Annotated in this window: 12 protein-coding genes and 1 tRNA gene; 11 read left to right on the forward strand and 2 right to left on the reverse strand. The window is 34.6% G+C overall.

What is annotated here, in order from left to right:
• The first annotated feature begins 137 nt into the window (after nt 1–137).
• Nucleotides 138–677, forward strand: a complete 540-nt coding sequence (locus AC6F8J_RS08865; protein ID WP_500722651.1) for a DUF1456 family protein — start codon at nt 138–140, stop codon at nt 675–677.
• 133 nt (nt 678–810) lie between these two features.
• Here the strand turns inward: AC6F8J_RS08865 and AC6F8J_RS08870 are convergent, their stop codons facing one another.
• The gene (locus AC6F8J_RS08870; RefSeq protein WP_500722652.1) at nt 811–1161 is read right to left on the reverse strand and encodes a DUF1292 domain-containing protein; all 351 of its coding nucleotides are present in this window, start codon (nt 1159–1161) and stop codon (nt 811–813) included.
• A 297-nt stretch (nt 1162–1458) separates the two neighbouring features.
• On the opposite strand from AC6F8J_RS08870, the gene ruvA reads away from it, so the two are divergent.
• From ruvA to AC6F8J_RS08910, 8 genes are all read left to right on the forward strand, one after another.
• Nucleotides 1459–2064: a Holliday junction branch migration protein RuvA gene (gene ruvA, locus AC6F8J_RS08875; RefSeq protein ID WP_500722654.1), complete on the forward strand. Its 606-nt coding sequence runs from the start codon at nt 1459–1461 to the stop codon at nt 2062–2064.
• 42 nt (nt 2065–2106) lie between these two features.
• Nucleotides 2107–3108: a Holliday junction branch migration DNA helicase RuvB gene (gene ruvB / locus AC6F8J_RS08880; RefSeq protein WP_500722656.1), complete on the forward strand. Its 1002-nt coding sequence runs from the start codon at nt 2107–2109 to the stop codon at nt 3106–3108.
• Between the two features lie 23 nt (nt 3109–3131).
• Entirely contained in the window at nt 3132–3662 is a 531-nt protein-coding gene (locus AC6F8J_RS08885; RefSeq protein ID WP_500722658.1) for a winged helix-turn-helix transcriptional regulator, read from the forward strand.
• A gap of 127 nt (nt 3663–3789) precedes the next feature.
• Entirely contained in the window at nt 3790–4194 is a 405-nt protein-coding gene (locus AC6F8J_RS08890; protein ID WP_500722660.1) for a cell division protein ZapA, read from the forward strand.
• A 106-nt stretch (nt 4195–4300) separates the two neighbouring features.
• Entirely contained in the window at nt 4301–6634 is a 2334-nt protein-coding gene (locus tag AC6F8J_RS08895; RefSeq protein WP_500722662.1) for a U32 family peptidase, read from the forward strand.
• Nucleotides 6635–8020 (forward strand): FtsW/RodA/SpoVE family cell cycle protein, encoded by a 1386-nt coding sequence (locus tag AC6F8J_RS08900; RefSeq protein ID WP_500722663.1) that lies wholly within the window; start codon nt 6635–6637, stop codon nt 8018–8020.
• A gap of 6 nt (nt 8021–8026) precedes the next feature.
• Nucleotides 8027–9445, forward strand: a complete 1419-nt coding sequence (locus AC6F8J_RS08905; protein ID WP_500722665.1) for a penicillin-binding transpeptidase domain-containing protein — start codon at nt 8027–8029, stop codon at nt 9443–9445.
• A gap of 127 nt (nt 9446–9572) precedes the next feature.
• Entirely contained in the window at nt 9573–10025 is a 453-nt protein-coding gene (locus AC6F8J_RS08910) for an NUDIX hydrolase (RefSeq protein WP_275843367.1), read from the forward strand.
• A gap of 336 nt (nt 10026–10361) precedes the next feature.
• Here the strand turns inward: AC6F8J_RS08910 and AC6F8J_RS08915 are convergent.
• A tRNA-Leu gene (locus AC6F8J_RS08915) sits at nt 10362–10445 on the reverse strand.
• Between the two features lie 201 nt (nt 10446–10646).
• On the opposite strand from AC6F8J_RS08915, the gene AC6F8J_RS08920 reads away from it, so the two are divergent.
• Entirely contained in the window at nt 10647–11240 is a 594-nt protein-coding gene (locus AC6F8J_RS08920; protein ID WP_500722667.1) for a sigma-70 family RNA polymerase sigma factor, read from the forward strand.
• Nucleotides 11241–11268: 28 nt separating this feature from the next.
• Nucleotides 11269–11901, forward strand: a complete 633-nt coding sequence (locus AC6F8J_RS08925; protein WP_500722668.1) for a zf-HC2 domain-containing protein — start codon at nt 11269–11271, stop codon at nt 11899–11901.
• Nucleotides 11902–12062 lie beyond the last annotated feature (161 nt).

Here is a 12062-nt window from a genome sequence, read left to right on the forward strand (position 1 = left end):
ACTAAATTTACATACAATATATAGATTACGTTGATGCATTCATAACTATATATTGTATGCAAAAGTTCAACTATATAGTTTTGACACCTTAACCATATATGTTATAATAAACACACTATAAATCATCGGAGGATAAAATGGACAATAATGATATTTTAATACGGGTGCGCTATGCTTTAGATATAAAAAATACAGAAATGATAGATATATTCAAATTTGGTGGTATTGAATTTACTAAAGAAGAAGTGTTGAAATTGTTAACACGTTCGAAAGACAGCTACTATGATGAAGTGGAAAGTCATGACGCAACATCAGAGGCAACGGAAGACGCTCATATAAAATGTAATCATAAAATATTAGAAGCATTTTTTAATGGTTTGATTATATTTAAAAGAGGGCGTCAAGAAGGAACAGAACAAAGTAAAAAACCAATTCTAGCCATGAAGGATTCAGGAAGTGTCAATAATGTTATGCTAAAAAAATTAAAAATCGCCTTAGCTCTTTCAAGTGATGATGTTATGGAGATTTTCGAGTTGGCAGGTGAGACTATAGGGAAAGCTGAGTTAGGCGCTTTGTTTAGAAAAGAAGGACACAAACATTATCGTGAATGCGGTGATAAATATGCTAGAAGGTTTCTAAAGGGCCTTTCTCTTAAATATAGGGATGACCTAGAATAATTATTGGAAAAAGTGGTAAAACGAAGGTTCTCTTAATTAACTTAACTTTCTATCCATTATAAAAAAGCAAAGACACTCTTACAGGTCCTTGCTTTTTCTTTATTCTTCTCTAGGAAAGTCTATGCTATGTTAACTATACTTCTTCTTCTTCTTCTTCTTCTTCTTCTTCACTTTCCATGATTTCTAGGAAAGCAGCTGAAATTCTATCAAAATCTTCTTGTGACTCTATGTTTGCAAGTTCGATTTCGCCTTCTTCATCTTCTTTATAGATGTATATGAAGACATCTTCACTGTCTTCAGGAAGTAAAGCTACATATTCTTGATCCTCAACTTCAAAAATACCAAGTACGGCACATTCCACCTGTTCGTTGTTTTCCATGGTTAATGTGATGGTGTCATGATGGTGTTCATCGTGATCATGTCCGCATCCACAGCCATCTCCACAATCATTATTACTTAAATCTTTCATATTATCTTCGCTCATTTTGTTCTCCTTTATTGAAAATTCATTAGATTTATTCAACGGGTATGTCTGAATGGATTCATTATAACACAATCTATTTGATGGGGTCAAACTAAGCGGTTAATTAAAAAATTAAAAAACTATGAATGCGTTTTTGGGCTGAAGGATTGACTATTTCAAATCTTTTAAGTATTATTATATATAGGCATTTAATTATTGAACGCCATTGAAGGTGATGTGGTTGAACGTAAAGGGAATTGTCCTTAGCGTATAAGAAATGAACACCATTCCGGTGTTGGACAGGAAAAGGGCGGAAATATGCTATCATATATAAAAGGACTGCTTGAAGAGGTTTCAGAAGACATGATTGTGATTGAAGCCAATCACGTGGGATTTTCTATTCAGGTACCAAGCTCCATTTTTAAAGAATTACCAAATATTGGTGAATCCATTAAAATCTATACCTATCTATATGTAAGAGAAGACGCTATGGTTTTGTTTGGGTTTATTACTAAAGATGACATGGAGATTTTTAAGAAGTTGATTACTGTTAATGGTATTGGACCAAAAGGCGCCATGGGTATTTTATCTGTTATGACCGGTTATGAACTTAGGGTAGCTATTATGAGTAATGATCTGAACCGCATTTGTTTGGCACCGGGCATTGGAAAAAAAACAGCTCAGAAACTGATTCTTGATTTGAAGGATAAGCTTAAACTCATTGATTTTGAAGATGGTATGGATGAATCTGTTATGGAAAAAACTATAAATCCGTCACTTAGGTATGTTGACGAAGGTGTTGAAGCCTTGCTTGCTTTAGGCTATTCAAGTCATGAAGCCATACAAGCGGTTAAAGGGTTACATGATTTAAATAGCGTTGAGGCCGTTATAAAAGAAGCCTTAAAAAAATTAGCCATGTTCTAGAACTGTGATTTGAATATTATGGCTGATTGTGAGGAGAAAAATATGAACAACAGGATTATTACTACTGAGCTCGTCGAAGAGGATATCCATATTGAGACCACATTAAGGCCGAAGTTACTGGATGAATATATAGGTCAGCAGAAGGCTAAGGATAATATAAAAGTATTTATACAAGCTGCAAAGTTTAGAGAAGAACCTTTGGATCATGTTCTATTTTATGGTCCGCCAGGTCTTGGAAAAACAACTCTTGCCAATATTATCGGTCATGAAATGGGGGTCAATATCAAGGTGACATCTGGACCTGCTATTGAAAAACCGGGAGATATGGCAGCCATACTCAATAATCTACAAGAAAATGATATACTGTTTATAGATGAGATTCATAGGCTTAATCGCCAAGTGGAAGAAGTGATGTATCCGGCGATGGAAGATTATGTTATTGATATATTAGTTGGGAAAGGGCCTTCAGCAAGATCCATACGTTTGGACTTACCCAAGTTCACGTTAATCGGTGCTACTACAAGAATGGGGCTTCTGTCATCGCCATTAAGGGATCGTTTTGGTGTCATTCATAAGTTGGAGTTTTATAATAATGACGAACTAACTAAAATCGTTAATCGTTCAGCTAAGGTCTTAGAGGTTGAAATTGATCATCAAGGTGCAAAAGAAATTGCCAGAAGATCAAGAGGTACACCAAGACTGGCTAACCGACTTTTGAAAAGAGTTCGGGATTTTGCACAAGTCAAGTACGATGGTATCATTACTTTAGAGGTAGCAAAATACGCATTGGATTTATTGGATGTGGATGCGAGTGGTTTAGATAAAAATGATATCAAAATATTAAAAACAATGATAGAAAAATATAATGGGGGGCCTGTTGGTCTTGATACAATTGCAGCAACCATTGGTGAGGAATCGGATACCATTGAAGAGGTGTATGAACCATACTTAATGCAACTTGGGTTCATAAATAGAACGCCCCGAGGTCGAATGGTAACACCGTATTGTTATAAACATCTTGGTTATGTTGTAAAAGAAGAATAACAGAGTGAGATGGTGAATTCATTATGGATAAGACATTACGTATAATGCTTACAATTGAAGAAATACCAGATATCAGTCAGCGACAATTAGCCAAACGTACAGGTTATTCACTTGGAACAGTGAATGGTCTGTTGCAAAAGTTAATTGATAAAAACCATATTGTATCCAGAGTAATCACACCGAACCATTATATCTACGAAATAACTTCAACCGGTGATCTCTTGAAGGCGCGTCTTTTGTATGATTTTATAGTTGATGGGTATGAGGTTATTGGCAAAGTCAGGACGCAGGCCAAAAAAGTCATTGAGGAATCGGTAAGGCAAGGCGTATTTATGTTCTATCTGTATGGAGAAGAAGATGCCTTGTTTAAATTAATCAAAATGACCTTGATTGAGTATAAGAGAAGGGCGGCTATTGACTATGAGACCATTGAATCCATAGACCAGGTAGATGCCAGCATATCCCATCGAGTATTGGTATGGAATAAGGAAACAGTAGAGACTGACCGATATGTTGTGAATGTTTTATTGAATCATTCTGGTGGAGCTAATTGAATAGGTTAAAATTATATGCTATAATTTTTCTAATAATTACTTCGTATTCCCTTAATTGGGATATTTGAAATAACAATAATTGGTATATCCTTTTGGATAGCCGTAATAAAGTCAGGGGGGCTTTTGAGTGTCGCCAAAGAATAATACTAAAGTATTGATTAACGGTAATGTCTATACCTTATCCGGTGATGAAAGTGAAGAATATATCCAAAGAGTAGCTCTATACATTAATAATAAGATGGACGAGATAAAACATTCCGACAATGGTCAGCTCTTAAATACGAGATTATTAAACGTACTTCTTGCCATTAATATTGCAGATGAACTCTTTAAAGAACGAGACTTGAATAATCTCATGAAGAATGAATCAAAAGATAGGGACCAGGTAATTGCCAGTCTAAAAGAAAATATTATCAAGTTGGATCAAGAAAAAAATGATTTGGTTTCAAAAATCACACTGTTAGAAAACGAAGTAAAGACCCATAAAAGGGAACTGGATGAGTACATCCGAATTTTTGAAGAAAACAATTAAAACAAAATGATACCTAAAAAGTCCGGATTTGTTTTGTAAAAGTACAAACATTGATGGACTTTTGATTGTGATTTGATGTTACATAATGAAAGAGGCTTAAGATAACATGTTTAGACCGGAAATACTGTCACCTGCAGGTTCATATGAAGCATTTATAGCGGCAGTACATAGTGGATGCAACGCTGTTTACCTAGGAGGCGAAAATTATGGTGCAAGGGCGTATGCTAAAAATTTTGATTTGAAGACATTAGAAAAAGCTGTTAAATATGCAAGGATTTTTGGTGTCAAAATCTACTATACAGTTAATACTTTATTCAAAGAAAAAGAGATTGATATACTTATAAATCATATCTTGGAAGTGTATAATATAGGTGTTGATGCCTTTATTCTTCAGGATATTGGTGTTATTTCATTGTTGAAAAGGGTCTTTCCCGACATAGAAATCCATGGCAGTACTCAGCTTAATAGTCATAGTATTGAAGGTGTTAAGTTCCTTGAAGATATGGGAATTACAAGGGTGGTTTTGGCAAGAGAATTATCTATTGAAGAAATCATTTACATCAAGAAAAACACTAAAATTGAGATTGAGACTTTTGTTCATGGTGCATTATGTTATAGCTATTCAGGTCAATGCCTCATGAGCTCATTTATGGGTGGTAGAAGTGGGAATCGAGGCCGATGTGCACAGCCTTGTCGATTAGGTTATAAAACCATCATAAATGATAGAGAATGGGATAAGTCTCATGTGTTAAGTACTAAAGATATTGAGACATTGACAGTTTTGCCGGAACTTATCGATGCCGGCATTGATTCTTTTAAAATTGAAGGCCGTATGAAATCAAAGGAATACGTTGGTTTGATGACTGGTCTCTACCGACATTATCGAGATACATATTTAGAAAAAGGTATTATTAATATTAAACAAAGTGATTTGGATGATATGTTTCAGATTTTTAATCGAGGCAATTTCACCAATGGTTACTATTTTCAACATAATGGTCCTTCTATGATTACTTTTGATCAGCCAAAGCACCAAGGTAGAGTTATCGGTAAAGTTAAGGCGAAAAATGGGAATCAGTATTCATTGACGTTATTTGAAAAAATAAGAATTGGAGATTGTCTGGAAATAGCTTTTGATCAAGGTGACTATTATTCTTGGATAGCACAACTAAATACGAAAAGTGACTATATTATCTATTCGGACCATCCTATACAGATAGGTCAAGAAGTAAGACGGATAAAAAGTATAGAACTTGAGAACAGACTGTTAGAAAACCAATCAAATATACATCAGATGGATGTTGATATTGAGATCGTGATGCAAGTGGATAAACCGATTGAAATGATCATCAAAGATGAAAATCGAGAAGTTCGTGTGATAGGTGATTTGGTTCAAGAAGCAAAAAGCCAAAGCCTTGTGCCGGAGCGCGTTGAAAAGCAGTTCTCAAAGGTAGCACAATATCCTATAAAGATAAAACATATTCGGGTTCATATTTCTGGTGACGTTTTTATGTCCATGGGACAGTTAAATGCCGTTCGCCGTGAAGGTTTTGAAAAATGGCTCGGTCTTAATACAATCGTGAAAAAAAGACCATATATGCCCGTGAGTGTTATTAAAATTGAAAACACACCTTCATATCACAGAAATATAACTGTTTTGTTAAGGGAATTTTATCAATTTGAAATACTAAAAGACTATAGTGTACAAAAGGTTTACATTGAACATTTGAATTTCAGTGAAGAACAGATTCTAGAGATTATCAACTTCTACAAAGATCGGCCTACGCAGGTATACATTGCAGTTCCAAAAATCTTAAGGTATGAGAAAGAAACGATGATTTCTATCTTGAAAGAAAGTTTGGTTGATGAAATTGATGGCTTCCTATTAAGATCCATAGATGCTTACTATCATACATTACCTTTTGGTAAAAAACTAGTTTATGATTATGCTTTTTCCATTATGAATCAACATACAGCCAACCATTTGATGTTCAAAGAATTATCAGATGGGTACGTACCATCATTAGAATTAAACAAATACGAAATAAAACAACTACCTCTTAATAAGGCAGAGTATATTGTTTATGGTCATATGAATGTCATGACCACAGCACAATGTTTAAGAAAATCCTTAGATGATTGTAATAAAGAAAACGGTAAGATTATATATTTAGAAGACCGTAAAGGCATGAAAGTGCCGGTAGAGACAGTATGTAAGCTGTGTTACAATCAGATTTACAACGGTGTACCTCATTATTTAATTGATAAAATTGATGAAATGAAGGAAATGGGTCTTAAGTATTTTCGAGTTGAATTTTTGAATGAAAGCAAAGAAGACATGGTAAAAGTCTTAAATGCTGTAACGTGTAAGTCGACAATACCGGCACAAGAAATGTCAATGGTATTTACTAGAGGTCACTATACAAAAGGTGTTGAATAAATGTTTGAATTTTATGTTGGTTTGGTAGGTTTATGCTTATCACTCTTAACCATGGCTTATATTAGTATTTTAGCCATTCAGTTTTTTCTTATTAAACATAAAAACACTGAACGCGCCTATGATTATCATAGGCTTCAGACGGTTATTATCCTATTTTTTCATTTGGTGGCTTATACAGTGTTACTCTATCATTATGGTTTTGAATATAAAGTGATTATGATTTATTTAGGACAGATTGGCTTGATTCTATTGTCCGGTCATATTGTTAACCATTATATGAATAAAACCATTCTCCCATTATGGAGTATTGGTCAGTTCTTACTTGTTATCAGCTTTATCCTGTTAGGTAGGCTGAGTATAAATTTGGGTCTCAAACAATTCTATCTTGCTTGCTTGGCTTACTTAGTCGTTTTTGGTGTTGTCTATTTGTACAGTCGATTAAATTTTATCAAGTATCTAGGTGTGCCATCGGTAATTTTAGCAATCCTAATGCTGGTCATGACCAATGAAACCATTAATGGCGCAACAAACTGGATGCGTATCGGTAGTTTTACTTTTCAACCTTCTGAAATTGTTAAGATATTATACATCGTTTTTTTAGCTTCTACTTTAACCCAATTTCATGAACATGAAAAGTTATCTTTATTTGTAACCGGTACTATTACTCTTGGTATGGTAATTATTCAAGTCTATCAAAGAGATTTAGGATCAGCACTTATATTTTACTCAGTTTTCATATTGATGAGTTATGTATATACAAGGAATCGTTTATATATTATTGGTGGTACCATCATGACGATGCTAGGCGGTTTTTTTGCTTACCGATTTTTTTGGCATGTGAGAGTTCGAATTGACACTTGGATCGATCCTTTTTCCGATATTGATCGTACCGGTTATCAGATAACACAATCCTTATTTGCAATAGGTAATGGCGGACTGTTTGGGCGTGGATTGACACTGGGTCTTCCCAACAGAATACCGGTGGTTACAACTGATTTTATTTACTCGGCGATTGTGGAAGAGCTAGGTTTGCTTATTGGACTTGGTATCATCATTATGATTGTATATTTTTTTCTATTTGGCATACAAATGATTGAAAAATCTCGAAACGATTTTAATTTTTTGATGGGCTCAGGTATTTTAATCATTATAGCCGTCCAGAGTTTTTTAATTATAGGTGGTGTGACCAAGGCTATACCCCTAACCGGTGTAACACTGCCTTTTGTAAGTTATGGTGGTTCATCCCTTGTATCCACTTTTATTATGTTGGGTATATTACAGGGTATAAAAATGAATGAAGATAGACATCTAAAAAAAGAAATCTTACGTAAAAATGAAAAACTAATTGAACAGATGCTCCTTGATGAAGAAAACTGTGAGGCTTAAAGACTTATGAACTTAAGAAAAAGACTAGAAGAAAGAAATAAACCTTTAAAAAGAATAAGAACCTTAATTGTTACTATGTTCTTTATTTTAGCCCTAAACATTATATACTATGTTGGTTTTCAAAGTGATAATTTAGTTATTAATGACTATAATCCAAGACTTAAAGCTATTGAAAGTAGTGTTATTAGAGGCGATATAGTAGACCGCAATGGACATATATTGGCAACAAGCAAGATTCAGGATCATCAACAAATGCGCATGTATCCCTATGAATCCTTATTTTCCCATGTGATTGGCTATATGGGCTACGGAAAAACAGGCATTGAAGCGTATAGCTATTTAGATTTGATTCGTACAAAAGAGAATTTCTTGGATAAGTTCATGAAAGGTTTTACCAATGACTTACCTAAAGGCCATACAGTCGTTACAACGCTTGACTTGGAACTGCAACAGTTGGGTAGAAATTTGCTTGGCAATAACAAAGGTGCTATCGTTGCTATTGAACCTAATACAGGGAAAATACTTGCTATGATATCGACTCCGGATTTTGATCCTAACATGATTTCTAATAATTATAGTACTTATCTTAAGGATGAAGCTTCAGCAACCTTATTGAACCGTGGCACTCAAGGCTTATATCCACCGGGCTCTACATTTAAGATTTTAACAACTTTGGCTTATTTACAGAATCATGAAGCAGATGATTTCATTTATGAATGTCTAGGAAAAGATACTTTTGGTGGAAAAACCATTCACTGTTATAACAATGGGGTTCACGGAAAGGTGACCCTTGGGGATGCCTTTTCTTTATCTTGCAATACATCTTTTGCACATATCGGTGAACAATTGGATATAGATCAGCTTCATCGTTTGGTTGAGATGTTTGGGTATAATCAAAAGATAGAGTTGGAATTAGAAACAAGCAATAGCAGGTATGGTATCAAGGATCATATGTCAGCTTCTGAACGAGCAGAGACTGTTATAGGTCAAGGAAAGACCCTGGTCACACCATTAAGTAATGCCATCATGGTGTCTATATTGGCCAATGATGGTCACTTGATTAGGCCTTATTTGGTTAGTCAAGTTGTTGCAACAGATGAATCGATTGTACGTGAACACAAGTCAGTAGATGCCGGTAGGGTTATATCCAAAGAACATGTTGCTCTGATTGAAAGTTTCATGAAGAAAACCAGTGAAGAGGGAACAGCAAAACAACTTAACAACAGTCAATACTCTGTTGCAAGTAAAACCGGTTCAGCTGAAAATTCGACAGGCGTTGCCCATGCTTGGTATGTAGGTTACGCACCTATTGAAGAACCTAAGATTGCCTTAGCCATCGTTATTGAAAATGTAGGAACAGGATCCACCCATGCGGTACCGATGGCGAAAGCATTACTTGAAGCATATCTAATTGAAAAACAGTGAAAAGGTTAAAAGGGTTGAAAGTTATTAAGAATGAAGGTATACTAAGTTCAATCAATCTTTTTAATGGCTTGGCAATCAACGTAAGTCAAGTAAGTGAAGAGCACCCATAAACGAGGAGGCTGATTTTATGAAAGAAGCTGTAAGTTGTGGTGGGGTTGTAATTCATAAAGGCAAAATATTGTTACTGTATAAAAACTATAAAAATAGGTATGATGCATGGGTATTGCCTAAAGGTACAGTTGAGCCAAATGAAGAGTATAAGGAGACCGCCCTTAGAGAAGTTGCAGAGGAGGCGGGTGTAAGCGCTCAAATCATCAAATATCTTGGTAAAAGTCAGTATTCTTTTATGGCTGCAAATGAACAAATTCAAAAAGATGTCAATTGGTATTTGATGAAAGCGAATAATTACTATACCAAACCACAAAAAGAAGAGTACTTTGTTGATTCAGGGTACTATAAGTATCATGAAGCCATTCATATGCTTAAGTTCACTAATGAAAAGCACATATTAGAATTAGCTTATAGTGAATTCTTAGAACTAAGACGTTCCAATATGTGGGGCAATAAGAAATATATGTAACTATGGTTAAAGGGTCAAAACTAAGTTTCATTAAATTCTCATACCATATATAGATTACGTTGATACATTCGTAACTATATATGGTATGAGAAAGTTCAACTATATAGTTTTGACGCCTTAACCAACTATTAAACGTATCAATTAGGAAATTTTATCATAGTAAAAATAAGGATGCTGATTCAATACGTGTAGGAATAAAAGAAATCTCTTAGGAGGTTTTTTTTGTTTTACCCTAGACGCATAAAAAAACACGTCTAACCTTGTTTAATTTCTTAAAAGGTCGGATGTGTCTGGTGTAATTAATATTAATTGAAATCTATTGAAACCTTAATTTAATGCGGATAGTGGGAGTCGAACCCACACACTGTCACCAGCGTCAGATTTTGAGTCTGATGCGTCTGCCTATTCCGCCATATCCGCAGTTGTATATTATGTAAGTGCTGATGACGTTTTTATATAATATCATATAAAATAGTAAAACGCAATAGATTTATTTTTAATTGATTTGTAATGGGAATGTTACGTTAATAATAGTGTCGCATATAATTTTTTATGCTATAATTATATTCGATATTGTATAAATGAAAGCATGTGTAGGTATATTAAAAAGAAGGTGATCAAGTGTCAAACAAATCCGAATACAAGTTAATAAAGAATGCTGTAAATGGTGATTCTAAGGCATTTGAGAAGCTCATCCTTCCGTATGAGAAGAAAGTATACAACATTGCGATACAAATGTTTAAGAATGAACAAGATGCCTACGATGCCTCTCAGGAGGTGCTCATCAAAGTATATAATAACCTTGATAAATTCAAATTTGAATCAGCCTTTAGTACTTGGCTACATAGATTGGCTATGAACACCTGTATTGACGAGTATCGAAAACGAAAGCGCCACTTGGAACACACCACCACAATGGAAGTTAGGGTAGGTTCAGAAGATGAAAATATTACAAGGCAGTTTGTAGACCCCAACTTGACGCCTGAACAAGAACTTCTGCAGAATGAAACGGTCATGGAAGTTCGCAATGCCATGAATCAGCTTAAAGAAGAACAAAAGATCTTAATTATCTATCGAGACATGTACGGTTATAGTTATGATGAGATTGCAAAGATGTTGGAATGTAATCTGGGTACGACCAAATCAAGGATTTCTAGAGCAAGACAAGCTTTAAAAGATATAATTATTAAAAAACGGGAACAAACTGCCAGTTAAAGCGTCTAAAATAGTGAAAGGAGGCGAGATGATGGTGTGTATAAAAGTTCAAGAATGGATACATCTATACATAGACAGAAGTTTGAATCGTAGTGATGAAGCACTATTGATGACTCATATTGAAAATTGTGATGTTTGTAGTAAAGAGTATGAAGTTCTCATGTCTATCCATCAAGTACTTCAATCAACAGGTGAAGTTGAGTTGCCTTCTGATTTTCATGAAACTTTAATGAAAAAAATAGAAAAACGCCCTAAAAAGAAACAAAACATTTATTTTATTAAGCAACTTAATATTGCTGCTGTTGTGGTGTTTGTCTTAGTATTTGGTTTGATTGGCATTAACAAACTTAATCAAAACAAAAGTTTCAATAATGATGAAGCCTCTGAGGAAATGCTGTCCATATCTGAAATGAGTGAAGATTCCGGTGAAATTAGTGTGGCTATGGATGCAAGTGAATTTGAAGATGCCTCTTTGTCAAGAGCATCGAATGAAAACGAGCGCAGTCAAAAAGCCACAAGTGATAATTTGCTCCAAGAGGACCGTAATCAGGAAGACAAACCATTATATGGTATCCAAAAAGATACAGGTTGGATTATCGTTATGGTTGGTGGCTTTCTAACCATTGGATTGCTTATTGGATATATCAAATTAAATTTTTAACTCTAAAGATGTTTTCTATGAGAAGGCATCTTTTTTATTGGAAAAAACGCGGTTTTACACAAAGTCAATAGTTAAAATCCTTTTATAAACGCACTTTTATTATTTATAGGCCACTTTGTTGTGGTGAATAAGAAAGATGTTTGTTATAATACTAAGGGACT

The organism is Petrocella sp., from assembly GCF_059865615.1.

Coding starts and splice junctions, on each gene's coding strand:
- AC6F8J_RS08865 (WP_500722651.1), top strand. CDS start 138: ATGGACAATAATGATATTTTAATACGGGTGCGCTATGCTTTAGATATA.
- AC6F8J_RS08870 (WP_500722652.1), bottom strand. CDS start 1,161: ATGAGCGAAGATAATATGAAAGATTTAAGTAATAATGATTGTGGAGAT.
- ruvA (WP_500722654.1), top strand. CDS start 1,459: ATGCTATCATATATAAAAGGACTGCTTGAAGAGGTTTCAGAAGACATG.
- ruvB (WP_500722656.1), top strand. CDS start 2,107: ATGAACAACAGGATTATTACTACTGAGCTCGTCGAAGAGGATATCCAT.
- AC6F8J_RS08885 (WP_500722658.1), top strand. CDS start 3,132: ATGGATAAGACATTACGTATAATGCTTACAATTGAAGAAATACCAGAT.
- AC6F8J_RS08895 (WP_500722662.1), top strand. CDS start 4,301: ATGTTTAGACCGGAAATACTGTCACCTGCAGGTTCATATGAAGCATTT.
- AC6F8J_RS08900 (WP_500722663.1), top strand. CDS start 6,635: ATGTTTGAATTTTATGTTGGTTTGGTAGGTTTATGCTTATCACTCTTA.
- AC6F8J_RS08905 (WP_500722665.1), top strand. CDS start 8,027: ATGAACTTAAGAAAAAGACTAGAAGAAAGAAATAAACCTTTAAAAAGA.
- AC6F8J_RS08910 (WP_275843367.1), top strand. CDS start 9,573: ATGAAAGAAGCTGTAAGTTGTGGTGGGGTTGTAATTCATAAAGGCAAA.
- AC6F8J_RS08925 (WP_500722668.1), top strand. CDS start 11,269: ATGATGGTGTGTATAAAAGTTCAAGAATGGATACATCTATACATAGAC.